Source organism: Sulfurovum sp. NBC37-1, assembly GCF_000010345.1.
Classification (GTDB): Bacteria; Campylobacterota; Campylobacteria; order Campylobacterales; family Sulfurovaceae; genus Sulfurovum.
In genome coordinates this window covers 2,062,941-2,079,777 of the sequence record NC_009663.1, presented here as the reverse complement: position 1 = coordinate 2,079,777, position 16,837 = coordinate 2,062,941, and the positions used below count along the sequence as shown (strand labels likewise).

At 48.0% G+C, this 16,837-nt stretch carries 11 protein-coding genes; 4 read left to right on the top strand and 7 right to left on the bottom strand.

Features of this window, described 5'->3' with window-relative positions:
* Positions 1-11: 11 nt before the first annotated feature.
* Together SUN_RS10370 and SUN_RS10365 are read left to right on the top strand one after the other, a co-directional pair.
* Positions 12-1,532 (top strand): BatD family protein, encoded by a 1,521-nt coding sequence (locus tag SUN_RS10370; RefSeq protein ID WP_232501332.1) that lies wholly within the window; start codon positions 12-14, stop codon positions 1,530-1,532.
* Between the two features lie 29 nt (positions 1,533-1,561).
* Complete coding sequence (locus tag SUN_RS10365; protein ID WP_012083761.1) at positions 1,562-3,460, top strand: TIGR00341 family protein; 1,899 nt, start codon at positions 1,562-1,564, stop codon at positions 3,458-3,460.
* A gap of 91 nt (positions 3,461-3,551) precedes the next feature.
* On the opposite strand, the gene SUN_RS10360 is transcribed toward SUN_RS10365, so the two are convergent.
* Complete coding sequence (locus tag SUN_RS10360) at positions 3,552-4,388, bottom strand: prephenate dehydrogenase (protein WP_012083760.1); 837 nt, start codon at positions 4,386-4,388, stop codon at positions 3,552-3,554.
* 106 nt (positions 4,389-4,494) lie between these two features.
* On the opposite strand from SUN_RS10360, the gene bamA reads away from it, so the two are divergent.
* Positions 4,495-6,870 (top strand): outer membrane protein assembly factor BamA, encoded by a 2,376-nt coding sequence (gene bamA / locus SUN_RS10355; protein ID WP_012083759.1) that lies wholly within the window; start codon positions 4,495-4,497, stop codon positions 6,868-6,870.
* Here bamA and SUN_RS10350 read toward each other — a convergent pair.
* Positions 6,867-8,057, bottom strand: a complete 1,191-nt coding sequence (locus tag SUN_RS10350; protein WP_012083758.1) for an acetate/propionate family kinase — start codon at positions 8,055-8,057, stop codon at positions 6,867-6,869. The genes bamA and SUN_RS10350 overlap by 4 nt on opposite strands.
* On the bottom strand, positions 8,054-10,153 hold the full coding sequence (pta, locus tag SUN_RS10345; RefSeq protein WP_012083757.1) for a phosphate acetyltransferase: 2,100 nt from the start codon (positions 10,151-10,153) through the stop codon (positions 8,054-8,056). The genes SUN_RS10350 and pta overlap by 4 nt, the downstream gene beginning before the upstream one ends.
* 85 nt (positions 10,154-10,238) lie before the next feature.
* On the opposite strand from pta, the gene SUN_RS10340 reads away from it, so the two are divergent.
* The gene (locus tag SUN_RS10340; RefSeq protein WP_012083756.1) at positions 10,239-12,362 is read left to right on the top strand and encodes a hypothetical protein; all 2,124 of its coding nucleotides are present in this window, start codon (positions 10,239-10,241) and stop codon (positions 12,360-12,362) included.
* Here SUN_RS10340 and SUN_RS10335 read toward each other — a convergent pair.
* Genes SUN_RS10335 through SUN_RS10320 form a run of 4 tightly spaced genes read right to left on the bottom strand, consistent with a single transcriptional unit; the run spans position 12,359 to position 16,353 of the window.
* Positions 12,359-13,588: a cation:proton antiporter gene (locus SUN_RS10335; RefSeq protein WP_012083755.1), complete on the bottom strand. Its 1,230-nt coding sequence runs from the start codon at positions 13,586-13,588 to the stop codon at positions 12,359-12,361. The two genes, SUN_RS10340 and SUN_RS10335, sit on opposite strands and share 4 nt — an antisense overlap.
* Positions 13,589-14,983 carry a TolC family protein gene (locus SUN_RS10330; protein WP_012083754.1) on the bottom strand — a complete coding sequence of 465 codons (1,395 nt, stop codon included), beginning with the start codon at positions 14,981-14,983 and terminating at the stop codon, positions 13,589-13,591.
* 11 nt (positions 14,984-14,994) lie between these two features.
* On the bottom strand, positions 14,995-15,951 hold the full coding sequence (locus SUN_RS10325) for an HlyD family secretion protein (RefSeq protein WP_012083753.1): 957 nt from the start codon (positions 15,949-15,951) through the stop codon (positions 14,995-14,997).
* Positions 15,952-16,353, bottom strand: coding sequence for a DUF3302 domain-containing protein (locus SUN_RS10320; protein WP_012083752.1), 402 nt, complete (start codon positions 16,351-16,353; stop codon positions 15,952-15,954). It lies immediately after the preceding gene.
* Positions 16,354-16,837 lie beyond the last annotated feature (484 nt).

The following is a 16,837-nucleotide window of genomic DNA, read 5'->3' as shown; positions in this document are numbered from 1 at the left end:
AAGGATTAAAAATGCAAAACTTTAATAATATGAGCATTCGTAAGTTACTAATATTCTTTGTGGCGCTGTTCACCGTAGCCAATGCTGCCGGTGTTGAAGCAAGCCTCTCCGATACGGAAGTCGTACAGGGGAATATGGTGCAGTTAAAGATAAAAGCAACAGGAGACAGGGTAGAATTTCCCGATATTCAGGAGATCGATGGTACAAAAGTGCTGGGACGTTCGCAGTCGCAGAACAATTCCATCACCTATATCAACGGAAAACTGACAAATGAACATTCGACGAGTCTCATTCTGACCTTTGCGCCTCAGCATGATGTCACGGTTCCGTCGTACGGCGTGACCATTAACGGAAAGGTTTACAGGACCGATCCCCTCAAGGTCAAAGTGGTCAAAGCAGCTGCGCCCGGTGTGGGCAGTAATGTGAAATATTCCCTTCAGATGCGTGCGAACAAGAAAGAGGTGATCGTTGGGGAACCTCTGGTCATAACGGTCTATTTTAGTCTTAAAACGGGTGTCAGGCTTACGGACAATCCACAGTACACCAAACCGGAGTTCAAAGGTTTCTTTGTCAAGGAAGTCAATGATCCAAGAGCCTATATCAAAGGTGATCAGCAGATCCAGGAGCTCAGATATATCCTGACACCGCAAAAAGAGGGTACCTATACCGTCGGGCCGGCAACTGCCGTCATTTCCGAAATGGACAGAAGCAGAAGGGATATGTTCGGAAGATTCTTTGGTGGGAAGCAGAAATCGATCGCTTCGAATACTTTGACGATCACGGTGAAACCAAAACCGGAAGATACGGATCTGGTCGGAGAATTCAAACTGGAAAGCCATCTGGACCATGCAAAGACCAAGGCGAACAAGCCTGCCAATCTTACTGTGCGCATAGAAGGTAACGGGTCCCTTGAAGATTTTGACCTAAGTGACTACGAGATAGACGGAGTGACCGTGTACAGTGATGATCCGAAGGTGGAAAGCAAGCTTTCCGGAAATGCTCTCAAAAGTACTTTTGAGAAAAGTTTTGCCTTTATTTCTGATCATGATTTTACGATTCCTGCCAGAACCATTTCTGTGTACGATCCAAAGGACGGTAATGTCAGCAAACTTGAGATCCCTTCTTATGAGGTGAAAGTGGCTGCCGGACAGAAAACGGCTGTGGCGGCACCGTCCGGGAACCAAACAGTCGGTAAAGTACAGACCAATTTGAAGCAACCCGGCAGTACTTCTGGGAAAGTCATAGAGAAAAAAGTGGAAGTGGAGCGTGTGGCATGGTGGATGCTCCTGCTTGCCGTCATTGCCGGTGCCGTTCTCATGTACCTGTTGCAGCAGCTGCCGAAATTCAAAGGCAGGCATGCCAGTCCGTTCAAAGAATCGGAAGCCCTGAAGATACTTTATGCGCATATCAATGATGACAAAGAGGCTGAAGAGATGGTACGCAAACTCTATGCAAAGAAAAACGGTGATAAAAGTGTTATAATTGATAAAAAAGAATTGAAAGCATTGGTGGAAAAGTACAGAGTCCATTGATCTTTTGATATCGAGGGGAGAGAAGTCAGATGGAGCTCTCGCAGATTGGTTATATCTACGGAAATATAGAAGAGGAATTTCTGGATACCTGCCGTAAAGTACTCAAAGATGAGAGGGTTACCTATATTCCTCTTGCCAGGATGCATGCCATAGAAGAGGGTAAATATTTCCATCTTATGGTCTCGGGGCAGCTCGATGAAGTAAAAGAAGCCATTACTTATGCCGAGTCGGCAGGGATGAGTATCGGTATCGTACCGCTGCCGACACAGAAGAACCTTATGCGCACTTTTGCACTTCCCTCCAAACTTGAAGAGGGTATCGCTGTGGCAAAAGAGAAGGCAGAAAAAAAAATAGACCTGCTTTTCTGTAATGATGAACTGGTATTACAGGAAGTGGTCATCGGTGATGCTCCGCCACTGGATATCTATGATACCGTACTGAATCAGCAAAGTTTTTTCAGCAGAATACAGCTTTTCTTCCATACGCTGCGAAAAGTAAAACGTTTACATCATACCCGGGTTACACTGATTGACGAGAACGAACAGGAGACCAAAGTGTCTGCGGTAGGTTTGGTAGGGGTGGAGTATCAAAACAGTACCTTTGCTTCGAAGCTTATTGTTTCACAGATCAATGCAGCGGATGGTAAGCTTTCTTTGCTGATTTTGGCACCGGTTTCTATTCTTCAGTATATGGGCTATCTTTTCAGGTCGCTGTTGTCACAGTGGAAATCTGACCAGCTGCCGAGATCAGTGGGCTATATGCGCAGCAGTAAACTGGAGATCAAAACCGAAAGACCGCTTGAAGTACTGATTGATTCCTCTGTACCTTTTGAAACACCGGTGGTGCTGCGTAGTACCAAAGAAGATCTTCAGTTGAGTGTAGGGGAATCATTCTGGGAAAAACAGAATAAGGATGTGACGGGGAAAAACAGTGTCAAGATAGACCACCTTCCCCGTGATGAAGAAAGTGCAACTTATCTGGCAAAAGCCATTCCTCTGTTCAGTCATGCCAGCCAGGAGCAGTATGCTTCGCTGTTTTCAAGTCTGAGGGAAGAAGGGCGGTTGAGCAGTACATTCATGGTGCTGCTGATCCTGGCAACGATGATCGCAACATTCGGTCTTTTTATCAATTCAAGTTCTGTGGTCATCGGGGCAATGCTTCTGGCTCCCCTGATGCAGCCTATCGTCAGTATGAGTATGGGTGTACTGAGGCAGGACAGTACCTTGGAACTCTCTTCTGTGAAGACGATCGTTATCGGGGTGCTTTCGGTGCTGCTGACCGCGGCGCTGATCGCCTGGTTCATTCCCATTGAGAAGTTGACCACCGAAATGTCAGGACGGCTCTTTCCTACGACCCTCGACCTTTTTATCGCCATAGCATCGGGGATGGCTGCTGCCTATGCCAAAAGTAATGAAAAGATCTCCGGTTCACTTGCAGGTGTGGCAATCGCGGTAGCATTGGTGCCTCCCCTTGCTGTGGCAGGTGTCGGTTTGGGCTGGGCTCAGTGGCATATGTTCAGCTCGGCTTTTCTGCTTTTTCTGACAAACCTGGTAGGCATCGTTCTGGCAGCGGCACTGACCTTTGTCGTGCTGGGTTACTCTCCCCTCCGTGTAGCAAAGAAAGGGATCTTGATCTGGTTTATGATCGTAGCACTTGTGTCTATCCCTCTTTACAGTTCTTTTGAACAGATGAAAGAGAATATTGCGATACAGAAGACCCTTGCCAATATCCACTTCAAGCTGAACAAACAGGAAGTAGTTTTAACCCACATTCAGCTCATAGAACACAGCAAAGTACTTGAAGTACGCTGTGAAGTGATCGCCAGTGGTTTCCTCTCTCCAGAAGAGAAGAAACTGCTCAAGGAGGTCATAGAGAAAACCATCGGCAGAAAAGTGGAAGTGATCGTGACGTTCAGATATCGTTTGTAGAAGTATTTTTCTATGGAAGTGGAGACTTTAGTCCCACAAAAGTTTAGGGGTGAGAGTAAACTCTTCACTTCCAATATATTTGTGTTACAAGCTATAGGATATCATGCAGTGTATTGGCTTTGGACATCCATCGGTTGAGGATTTCCCACTCTTCATTCTCTACCATGTTTCTGCATTGTTTGAGCTCTGTCTCGAAGGCTTCGACCGCTTCGATGAGGTTCGTTTTGTTTTGTCTGAAGATGTCTTCCCACATCTTCGGAGAAGATTTGGCGATACGGCTCATGTCCTTGAATCCCCCGCCGGCAAGAGCAACGATGCTTTCCGGGTCCTCCTGTTCCATCACGGAGTTAGCCAAGGCATAGGAGAGGGCATGCGGCATATGTGAGATGAAGGCCGCATGTCTGTCATGCTCTCTGGCACCCATATAGACGAGTTTCATTCCAATATCGGAGAAAAGATTTTTGGCGACACTTTGCTGATGTGCACCACTCTTTTCCATATCGCAAAGCACTACGACCTTGTCTTCATAGAGATCATCAAGCGCAGCGGTCGGCCCGAATTTCTCCGTACCGGTCATGGGGTGGGCGGTCACGAAGTTCTTTCTGATATTCTCTGGAATGCTTTCAGAGATCTTCGCTTTGGTGCTTCCCAGGTCTATAACTGTACAGTTTTCATCCAGTTCTCCCAGTTGTCTGGCGACAGAAATGATGCCGTCGACAGGAATGGTCAGAATGATGACATCGCACCTTTTTATCTCGTCGAGGGTATATACTATCTCATCGACAAGCCCTAAAGAAAGTGCCTGACTAGAGTGTTTTTCATTATGGTCAAGCCCTGTAAAATGGTAGTTTCCTGACGTTTTTTTCAGTGCGAGGGAGAGTGAACCTCCCATCAGTCCAAGCCCGATGATGCCGATCTTTGTTGCCATTGGTACCCTTTTGTATAGACGGTGTTTTGGCTGTGATTATAGCATATTAACTACTCTCTTATTGAAAAAAAGATAAAATATTGCACTTAATGAACAAGGTTGACCAATGATGACAAGGAAAATTGCTCTTTCGTGGATGCTGCTGGGCTCACTGCTTCTCGCACAGAAAGTCACTCAGATAAAATTTGAAGGTTTGGCACACCTTTCTCCCACCGTGGCCAAAGAGGTGGCCGGTGTCCATATAGGGGATACTATCGACAGTGATATGCTTGATGAATCGGTAAAGAATTTTTTCGATCAGGGCTATTTTGAGGATGTATGGGTTGAGCAGAAAGGCGGTACGCTTATCTACCATTTCAATGAGAAGAGAGCTATTGCCAAAGTGATTGTGAACGGTTATGGTGACGACGGTAAGAAGCTGCTTGAAAGTGCCGGTATCAAAAAAGGCGATCTTTATGACGAAATGCGTATAGAGAGAGCCAAGAAGACGATGCAGGCAGCACTTGAAGCCAAAGGAAATTATGACTCAGTTGTGGAAGTGACTACCAAACCGGTGGGCAAAAACGCTGTAGCTGTGACCTTCGATGTCAACAAGGGTGAGAAGATCAAGATCAAGAAGCTCAACTTCATCGGAGCGAAAGCGCTGGACAAAGGCGATCTGGAAGATTCACTGGTGAACCAGGAAGAGGATGCACTCGGATTCATTCCGTTCTTCTTCCATAACGGTGAAGTGAAGGTCGACCAACTGGAGTACGACAGCTACAGGGTCAAAGAGACTTACATGAAGCATGGTTATATCGATGCGCAGGTCAGTAAACCGCTGATGCGTGTGGATTACAGCTCCTATTCTGCGGATGTTGATTACAAGATCAATGAGGGAAAACAGTACAAGGTCGGCAAAGTAAGTGTTTCACAGAGTATCCCGGGGCTTAGTACGGAGGAACTCGCATCCGATCTCGACTTGCATTCGGGAAGGATCTTCAACATCACCAAAATGCGTAAAGACATGAAAATGCTGGAGAACAAAGCGGGTGATCTTGGGTATGCCTATGCCAAAGTGACACCGAACATGCACAAAGATCCTGAAAAAGGTATTGTGGATATTCAGTATATCATCACTCCGGGACAGAAAGTGACCATTGGAGATGTTCTGATTTCAGGAAATGATGAGACAAAAGACAGGGTCATTAGACGCTACATCTATCTTGCTCCGGGCGACTTCTACAATGCGACAGACCTCAAAGAGAGTAAGAATGCACTTCAAAGAACCGGTTTTTTCGAAAAAGTGGATATTCAGAGCCAAAGGGTTTCTGAAGACAAGGTCAACCTGCTTGTCAAAGTGAAAGAGACGCAGACTGGTACCATCTCAGCAGGCGGTGGTTACGGCTCCTACGAAGGGTTCATGCTGAATGCTTCCATTTCCGACAGGAACCTTTTCGGATCGGGTATCAACTCTACGCTTGGGTTCGAGTGGTCGAAGGTATCGCAGAACTACAACCTCTCATTCGTCAACCCGAGAGTCTGGGATAGCCTGTATAGTCTGGGAGTGAGCTTCTACAAAAGAAAGTATGATTACAACTACGAGCAAACGGATGGTTATACGATCGATCAGCTGGGTGGTTCACTCAATGTGGGGCGTGAGTTCTGGAGGCATTTCTACGCTTCTGTAGGGCTTGGGTATGTGGATAACCAATCTGAGTATAGTGATGAGTACCTGCAGAACACGAATTCAATTTCCAACCAATTCTATAATGACCAGTACAGTAAAACTTCCGGTTTTGCTTCTCTGAGATTCGACAATACAGATGATTATCTTCTGCCGAGAGAAGGTTTCATTGCATCTGTTAACGGTGAGTATTCCGATATGAATGGCGATTTGACGCCGGAAAATATAGCGAGAGGATATACATCGTTTGACAGCTTCACAAAAGTTCGTGCCCGTTTCGGCGCCTTTTACGGGCTGGAAGACCTGATCGACTATGATCTCATTTTACGATTCAAAGCACGATATACCAAGATATTCTCACAAAATGACGAGTATATTCCTATTGCTGAGAGACTTTTCATGGGGGGTATAGGGTCAGTAAGAGGGTACAACCCCTACTCACTCTCTCCTGATGTCATCGGTAAAGGTGGTGTACCCGGTTATCCTGGTAGTAGGATTGGTGGTACGGAACGAGAATCTATCTCTTTAGAAGCAAACATTCCTCTCTCGGATGCGGCAAAAATGCGTCTGTCCGCTTTCTACGATATCGGTAGGATCAGCACCGATGCGGTACGTACAGTTGGTGGAGGATATGTGGATTTCAATAATCCGGACCAGTCATACTATGGCGATTCACTTGTAAGATCCTCAACGGGTGCCGTGATAGAGTGGCAATCGCCTTTCGGTGCGATCAACCTGATCTTCTCCTACGCAATTGACCCTGATGAATATGATGACACGGCAACCTTCGAATTCTCCATGGGTAACCAGTTCTAAGAGAGTCGGCTGACGATTACTTCGGTCTGCCGAACTATTTCCAGCTCTTCATCGGTGGGGATAACAAGAATATCTGTTCTGCTCTCCCTGCTATGGATGGCAGAAGCCTCTTGCTTTGCCGAATCATTTTTCTTTTTCTCTAATATGATCCCAAAAGTATACTCCATCCCTTCACATACCATTTCCCGTACCAAAGCGGCATGTTCTCCTATGCCTCCGGTAAAGACCAGTGCATCCACATGTCCTAGTGTTGCACTGTAGGCACCAATATATTTCTTGATGCGATAGACGTACATTTCCAAAGCAAGCCGGCTCTTTTCATCACCTTCGTCCATCTTGTCAATGATCTCCCGCATGTCATTGTTCCCGCAGACACCCTTGAGGCCGCTCTCTTTGTTAAGCATGCTGTCTATGGTTTCCACATCTATTTTTTGTGTACGTACAAGATAGGGGATGATCGCAGGGTCGATGTCACCTGAACGTGACCCCATCATCAGGCCTTCAAGAGGTGTCATGCCCATAGACGTGTCAATGCTTCTGCCTTTTTTAATAGCAGTCGCACTGGCCCCGTTACCCAGATGCAGGGTGATGAGATTGAGTGTTTCCAAAGGCTGTTGAAGTATCTTGGCCGCTTCCTTGGCAACATAAGCATGAGAGGTACCGTGAAAGCCGTAACGACGCACATGAGCCTCTTCATAAAGATCGTAGGGCAGAGGATAGCGCGCTGCATATTCGGGCATGGTCTGATGAAAGGCTGTATCGAATACGGCGACCTGTTTGAGCGCCGGATAGACTTTTGCAATGACCTCTATACCTTCAAGATTGGAAGGGTTGTGAAGTGGTGCCAGAGGTATGAGCGAGCGTATCTGTTCTATGACCTCTGTATTGATCAGTGTCGGTCTGGAAAAATGTGGTCCTCCGTGTACTATGCGATGGCCCACTGCATTCAGTTCAGTGACATCTGTAATGATGTGAGATTCCTTTAAAAGGGAGAAGAGTGTATCTATGGCATCATGATGGTTCTTGACAGTTGAGGTATGTTCTCTTTTTTCATTGGCATATGTAAGGAGTGTATAGCTCTCTTTCTCTCCGATACGTTCAATGGTGACAGAAGCGATACTCTCTTCGTCGATGAAATACTGGCATTTGAGCGATGAGCTGCCTGCGTTGAGTACCAGGACCTTCATGATCTATCCAGGTGCTGTGCCTGTACCGCTGTAATGGCCACGGTATTGACAATGTCATCGACCAGACAGCCGCGGCTGAGATCATTGACAGGAAGTTTCAGTCCCTGTAGAATGGGACCGATAGCAATGGCACCCGTGGAACGCTGTACCGCTTTGTAGGTGTTATTCCCTGTATTGAGGTCCGGGAAGACGAATACTGTTGCACGACCTGCGACTTTACTGTCGGGCAGTTTCTTTCTGGCAACCTTCATGTCGATGGCGGCATCGTACTGTATGGGCCCTTCGATAAGAAGGTCAGGGCGCATCTTCTGGGCTATTTTTGTCGCTTCTCTTACCTTCTCGACATCAGGACCGCTCCCTGAATCCCCCGTAGAGTAGGAAAGCATGGCAACCCGTGGTTCTATGCCGAACTGGGCAGCGGTATCTGCCGAGGAGATGGCTATGTGTGCTAGTTGTTCGGCATTGGGGTCGAGGTTGACAGCACAGTCACCATAGACCAGTACCTTTGTATCCAGCAGCATGAAAAAGATGCTTGAGACGATGGAAATACCAGGCTTTGTCTTGATGATCTGCAGAGCAGGACGGATGGTATCGGCTGTGGTATGCGTCGCTCCTGAGACCATACCGTCCGCCATACCGTTGTAAAGCATCATTGTAGCAAAATAATTTTTGTGTTCCATGGCATCTCGGGCGGTATCGAGTGTCAGTCCTTTGGAGGCACGGAGAGCTTGGAACTGCCGGGAGAACTTTTCAATCAGTCCACTTTTGGCCGGCTCCATGATCTGTGCTTTTGAAATATCGACTCTGAGCTGTGCCGCTCGATGATGAACACTCTCTTCCTCTCCGAGCAGAATGATATCGACGATATCTCTCTGCAGGAGGATAGCAGTAGCTTTGAGGATACGCTCATCATCACTTTCTGGCAGGAGGATACGCTTGCGTAGGGAGCGTGCCTGTTCAAAAAGGCTGTACTGGAACATGAGGGGTGTCATTACATTGTTTTGACTCTGTCTGAATTTCTGAGCTATTCTCTCTTTGTCGACATATTTGTCGAAGAGCACTTTGACCAGCGTGATCTTGTCTGTGTCTTCGGGACTGATCTTTGCCTGGACTTTAGCCACTGCAATTGCTGTTTCATAGCTGTCACTGTGTATGGTAAAAATAGGAATAGGAGCAGAAGCGGAAAAATCCTTGATCAGATCGATAATGGTATTGCTGGGTTCTATGCCGCCACTGAGTATCATTCCGACAATGTTAGGGTGATTCTTTGCTGCATAGGAGAGGAGAGAAGCCAGTATGATGTCATTGCGGTCTGCCGGTACGATGATAAGATGCTCGTCTTCGATACGCAAAAGATAATTTTCTACACCCATCGCCACGATCTTAGTACTGCGCACCAAATGGTTGAGCTGCTCTCCTTCTCCCAGGATCATTTTGGCATCGAGTGTTTTGACGATCTGCCGCAGTGTAGGAGTATCGACTTCCTTCACCTCAGGGAGAATATAGACCTGTTTCTCCTTTCCTAAATTTTCTACTTCCTGCAGTACGGTTTTCATGCACTCATCATCACAGCGGTTTACAAAGGTGGCAAGTTCGCTGCAGCCTTCGGTTTTTATGGCCTCTGTGATGATCTGGATCTCATTGATGATCTCATCACTGTTCTTCTTCCAGGCACTGATCACAGGAATAAAAGCCGTACCGAGGTTTTTGGCGATCTTGAGGTTGATATCGAAATCAAAGGTAGAGGCAAACCGGTTTCTCGGATACCCGTCTATCATAACAAAATCATACTCCCTGTGCAGCTTATCCACTTTGGCCATGAGTGCTTCAAATAGTACCTCTTCAAGGTCATCCGCAAAGGCCTGAATGACTTCTGACTCTGTGAATCCATAGCAGGCTTCATAAGGGATCTTCAGCCCGAAATGTTCACGCATGAAACCGATGTGGGTTTCATCTTCTTTTTGGTCAGGAATGATGGGGCGAAAAAAAGCGACATTGGTATAGCGTCCTTTGAGCATCTCCATGAAGCCAATAGCAATGATCATGGTTCCCGACTGGGCTTCTGTGGAAGCGATGTAGATGCTTGCATGTTGCATAGAGATCCTTTGATATGATAATAATAGATTTTAACATAAAACATCAAAAGGTATAATGTCACAAATATTTTATATCAGGATACCCATGCACTCATATATAGAGATCTTCAACTTTACGCCGACGCCCGAATACAGACCGCTTGAAAGCCTTGAACCCAGCATAAGGGAAAGTATGCGCAACCAAAAGGCAGCATCTGTTCTGGGAGAAGGTAGGCTGGATACATTTGCTCAAAAGATCCTGGAATGCATGCAAGTCTATTACCGCCTTGTGGGCATCAAAGAAGAGGTGATAGCAGGGAAGGGCAGTGTAGCACCGCAGGGAATACTGCCAAGGTTCACCGACGGACTGATACACTATTTCCAGGCTCTCAAAGAGGATACGGCAGGGAACAAAGAGATCGCGGTTCTTCAGAGTTCCGGGATCACGACGATCAAAATACGTTACAAATATACGGACAGTGTGATCAAAAAACTCGTCAAGCTGGGGCTTAAAGATCCGGCTGTATTGGACGACCCTCTCAGTATATTTATGAAAGGCGGGGCACTGCATGATCTGATCGGTATGCTTTTTATCTGTTCAAGCCCCTATGAGCGCGAATGGGCGGCAAGGGTACTTTACAGCTTTTTTGATTATGAGCACCGAACGGATGACCATCTGCTTTATGGTTTTTACAGTGTTAAACGAAAGAGTGGATACCGGGGCCTGCACTGTGACCATACCCGTTTTTATCCTCGTTTCGATATACGTTTCAAAGAGGAAAAATCATCTGGAGATGATATTTTTGAAGCGTTCGATCCTGCAATGTCGAAGATTGAACTGCTCGATCGTTTTCGGGATTCTTTCAATATTGAGATACAGCTGCATACGGCGTTCGAAAATCTCTGGGCGGGGATGGAGCATCGGAACAGTTACAATATTCAGGCCAAGGGGGCGGGCCGAAGTGAGAAGATAGCCGTACAGTGGAACCTGCTTTCCGATACAATGAAAAACCTGGAAATGCAGTTCGAGCGCTTACAGGTCGATACCGAACAGGCCCGTTTCGATGTGGGGTACCGTCAGGGCTATACCTTTGTTAAAAGTGTATTGGAACGGTTGGACACATCGGCATATCAGACCTATCTTGCTTATGTGAAAAAGAGTGAATCCCTTGAAACGCTGCTCAAGGACCATGAGATCTCAAGGCAGGCCTATGTGGAAGAATCCCATGTGCTGGCCGGAGAACTTGAAGAGATCGCCAAGAGGCAGAACTATCCGACACTGCAGATACTTTTTTTGATGCAGAGTGCCTATATACATTACGGGCTGGCCAACCACCGGAATTACTTCAACAGTGAAGATATTTACCGTTTTGTTCAGGAAGCACTGAAACGCTATTTGGACATTTATGATCTGCTCAAATCAGATGAGAGTATCTACAAGTGTAATCTTCTGATGATCATCGTAATCCTTCGTTACCAACAGTTGGCACAGCAGTATGGACTCGGGTTGATCCATACGGGAGAAGGTGTTATGAGCGAAGAGGAGCTTTCTCTGGTGAACTATGCGACCAATCTTGAGCTCTTCAAAGATCTCCTGACACAGTTGAATGAGCTTACTCCCGAAGAATTAGCAGAGATAAAGAACGATGAGTCTGCGTTTTTGAAGATGGTACACCGTACGGATGTGCTTGCCAGAGAGTGGGAGCTTCTTGTCAATGAATCACCACAGGAACATATAGACATCGCCAGAGAAGTGGCACGTTTCAGAACACGCTACGTCACACCGGAACTTTGGGAACATTTCAAAACACTGCTTGAACGCAACAAGATCAAAAATGTCAGTTATGTGGTGAAGTTCTATACGACACTGGTCTGGCACGGGATCATCGTGCCCCTGGAAGCGCTGAAGCAGATCATACGCTACTCGGCCTACGACAAGATCAAGGTGAGTGACCTTTTCTATTATGAACTGGCCGCCTACAAATTTTTGGTGGTCGACAGGTGCGAACATCTTGAAGACTGTAAAGACGAAAAAGAGGCACGTAAGATGTCAGAGCAGAGAAAAGAACATTTTGGGGATTTCCACCGTAAAAACATGATACGACAACTCTTCCAGATCTACAGGAACGAGCCGCACTTTACCTTCCTGCGGGCGAAATACCGCTTCGAGCAACTCACGGGGATCCCCTTCAAGATGGACCGCTTCAGTGAAAGCCTGGTGAACGCCTAAGCGTCGGCTTCCTTCTCTTCCTCATCAGCGGGATGGCTTTTGGCATAGAGAAGAGCCAGAGGCTGCGCGCTGAAGCCATGCAGGAAGATACTCAGAAAAATGGTCAGTGACGCGACACCGAAGATCTCCTCATGTCCCTGGATACTGCCGAGCTCATGGAAAGCAACGAGAATATAGAGGATCGACGCGATCCCCCGCGGGCCAAACCAGCCGTAAAAAAGACGGGTGGCAAGATCCACTTTGAAAAAGCCGAATCCGAGGACCACTGGAAGCATACGAAGAACGGTCAGGCTCAGAATGGCGAAAGCGAACGCTTTGAGGTTCCAGTAATCGATGGACATAGGGATGAAGACCAGGCCGAAGATGAGAAAAGAGAGCATGACAAGGAATTCACCCTCACTTTCAGCAAAGCTCTCGACCCGTTCGCGCAGTACTTCGCTGGTATTGCCCAGAAAAAGTCCGGAGAAGAAAGCGGCGATATAGCCGTTGCCTCCCACAAATTCAGCCATATAGAAAGAGAAGATCGCCAGCGCAATGGGAGCGAGGTTACTGTACTGGTACTCCATCCACCCTTCTTTGATGGCACGCATCATGACCTTCGCGCCCGCCCATCCGACCACTCCTCCGGCAAGTGCACCGACGAGAACCTGCTGTGCGATATAGGAGAGCCACCCGCTCTCAGCCGTAGTACTGTTGGATGTGATCATGGCGAGTACAGTAAGCAGTACGGGAAAAACGATACCGTCGTTCAGGCCGCTCTCCACATTGATGGTGTTGCGTACTACCGAAGGGATACGTTCGTCGCTGACCACGATCTTTCCCAGCGCAGCATCGGTTGGTGCCAGTATAAGCGCCAGGAGAAGCACGTAGAGCGTCGATTCGTTCGGGAAAAACCACATGGCAGTGAGTGTCGCGATGACGATGGTGACAGGCATGGCGACAAAAAGCAGGCGTGTGGGAAGCCGCCAGTGTGCTTTGAGCTGTGAAAGGTTCAGTGCAGCAGAATCACTGAAGAGTACAAGTATCAGGGTGATCTCGGCAACGACCTGTACGGCTTCGGCATTGGCATGAATGGGTTCTCCGCCCAGCACGAGAGGGGAAAGCAGTATGCCTACGCCGGTAAAGACCATGGGGCCCGAGATGTTGTACCTCCCCAGCAGTTTGGAGAAGAGGCCGTACCCCAGTACGACAAGGCTTATGCCCAGGAAGACCAGATGTTCATGCATCTATTTTGCCTTTTTGGGTGCAGTATAGTGCATTCGTTTCGTATCGAAACTTCCTCCCAGTGCAAGATAGAGGTTGACACGGTTGATCAGGCGTTTTTTTGTCACCTGCAGTTTTTGGATCTCAGCCGAAATCCATTTTCCTTGGATGATCAGGATATCAAGAACGGTACTCTGTCCGATGCGGTACTTCTCTACGGTCATGGTGTAGGCTGCTTTGTACTCTTTTACCATCTCTTGCGTTGCTTTGTATCTCGTGGCAAGATGTTTCTCTCCCGCCAGAGCATTTTCCACTTCCTGGAACGCACGCAGTGTGGTTTTGGCATACTGTGCGATCGCCTCTTTTTGTTCCGCATTCGCCACGGCGACCTGGGCTTCGATAGCACCGCCGGTATAGACCGGTGCCAAGATGCCGCCTGCCAGGCTGGTGATGGCATCGTTCAGGGAATTCGGCCCCAGGCCGAGGTTGAGACGGATGTTTGGCATATGGAGCAGATCGGCTGAAGCCTTCTGATGGAAAGCGGCTGCCACGCGCTGTTCTGCTGCGATGAGGTCAGGCCTGCGTTCAAGCAGCTGTGCCGGAAGGCCGTTGGGAATACGCGGCAGCACGGTATCGAGTTTGCCTGACGAGAGCTTGCCCGAAGGGTAGCGTCCCACCAGTACTTCGAGCGCCCTTTGTGAACGCTCTTTGGCCGAGAGTGCAGCGCTGGCAGAATCTTTTGCCGAGGCGACGAGGGCTCTGGCAAGGTGGACGTCACGCTTGTTCCCCTGTCCGATCTTCTCACGGGCTTCGAGGATCTTCAGCGTCTTTTCCTGAAGTGAGATGATCTTTTTTGTGAAGCTGTATATCCTGCTGTTGGTGTTGTAGAGGAACCATGCCCTGGCTGTGTTGGCAGCCAGCGACTGTCTGGCAAAGTCATAATCGGCCAGTTGTGCGGCGGTAAGTTCCCGGTCTGCTGCAACGAGATTGCCTACGCGTCCCCATACATCGGGTTCCCAGCTTACGCCGAACCCGCCAAACGCGATCTCCTGGGCACCTTCGGCATTGTTGTCACGGTAGTAGCCTCGCATATTGACGGTCGGCATAAGGTTCGACTCGGTTAGCTGCGTGAGTGCTTCAGCCCTTTCGACTCTGCTCGCAGCGATCTTGAGGCTGGGGTTGTTGCGCTGGGCTTCATCGACCAGGCGGTCGAGTTTTTTGTCTTTGAATGTTCTAATCCAGCCATCATTTACTTTGGCGGAGTTGATGGACTGGCTGTATTTGCCGGGCGTTTTGAGTGTATCTTTTCCTGTTTTGATATCGGCTACCGCTTTGTCGTAACCGGGGATGTTCTGCGCACATCCCGTCAGCAGAAGCAGCAGAGAGCTTGAGAGAAGTGTTCTTTTATGTATCGTCATCATGCACCTTCTCAATGGAATCGCAGGAAGTACTGCCAGCTCTGCATACGCAGGAGGATCTTTCTGATGATCGCTACATGAGACCAGAACGGACTTGACATATCATAAGTCGCCACGACAGCATCCACGCCTAAAGGCATATTGTAGGCTGAAAGATTGTCATCGATCTTGATCACTACAGGTATGTACCCCGGAGGGAGCTGCCGGTTAAAGGAGAACATCGCCCTGTCCGGTGAGATCTCACCTTCGGCCATGGTAGGCAGTACCTGCTCTACATGCGCCTGGAAGGAGCGGCCCGGAATGGAAGGGAAGATCACTTCGGCGAGATTTCCTTTTTTGATATTGGTCAGCGGCTCCTGGGCGAATGCGGCGATAAAGGCGATGGAATCCGTGTTGACGAAAGTAAAGAGCGGGAATGCAGGGAACGGTACCGCCATCTGTCCTGGACGGACACGTATCTGGGTGACATAACCGTTGTTAGGTGCCTTGATGACACAGCTGTCAAGGTCAAACTTCGCTTTTTCCACTTTTGCCTTCAGACTGTCGACCTGCATTTCATACTCGTGGATATCGAACTTGGAACCGCCCGCAACCTTTCTAAGCTCGATGTAGTCTGCCAGACGTTTTTTAGCAAACTCCAGCTGCGCTTCGAGGTCTTTGAGTACAGCCTTGTAAGGCGTATCGTCGATCTTGAGAAGGATGTCTCCCTTGTGCACCGGTTCGTTGGGCTTCGCATCGAGTTCGGTGACCATGCCTCTGACATTGGAGACGATCGGTGTGGTCACGAAGTAGTTGCGTGCGCTTTTGGACCCGGGATGGTAGAATGCCATCCCCATGAGAATGACAGCAAGCATGATGACACCACCGAGTACGGCAGTGGTCAGGGACCATTTGTTCACAGGTATCTTGAAGACCTTGAAGACGATCCAGCAGAAGGTGGCATAGGTGAGGACCATTAACGTTTCCATCTATTTTGCCTCCTCTTCGCTGTTCTTTGTCTCTGAGGCAGCACTTTGGGCCGTGCCGGCTTCAAGCTTCGCTTCCAAAGCTGCCAAACGCGCTTTGAGTGTTTCGATCTCTTCCTGGGCTTCAGGGGATTCCTTGATCTCGACGGTCTCGAGCCCCCAGCCTTCTCCCGGTTTGTACAGATAGGCCCAGATCCAGAGGAACGGCCATATCACGTGCATCAGAAAGAGGCTGACCCAGCCGGCTATGTGTATGGCGTCCCGGTGGGGATGGTTCCTTTTCTTTGCGATCTCATAGGGGATATCGTGGATGTAGATCACGAGATAGATGAAGACGATAACGACGGTGACGAAAATGCCGAGCGCAACGTAATCGAGCGTTCTGGGATCGATAGCCAATGCCATGGATACTCCTTGATTGATTGAAATGATTTGTTATGGGCAAATCTAATAACCCTAGATGCTCATAACATCACTAGCTTTTGTCTAGGCTAGGCACTCTTTTGCAGTCCTAGCCGTAGCTAAGTCAAAAAAGAGTAACGACGCATAGGCGAAAGCTAGTGATGCCCGTAGGGTGGGCTTTGCAAACGCGATCTTTCACAAGATGCTTACTTCGTTTTAGCTTTGGCTAGGACTTGAAAGCCTCTTGCAAAATCTCACATTTGCAAAATCAATTATGAGTATTTAGGGTTATTAGAGGTGCCCTTCTTATTGTATCGAAACAGGCTTATTTTGGCGGCAACCCTTCCCGCAAAAGTGCCTGAGTATCACAAGAAGGAGAAATAATACATATTTTCTTTACAATTTGTAACTACAGTAATAAATGGATGGGCTCAAAAGCGATACTTATGAAAGCCTGTGATAAAATCAACGAACAGACCGATTTCCA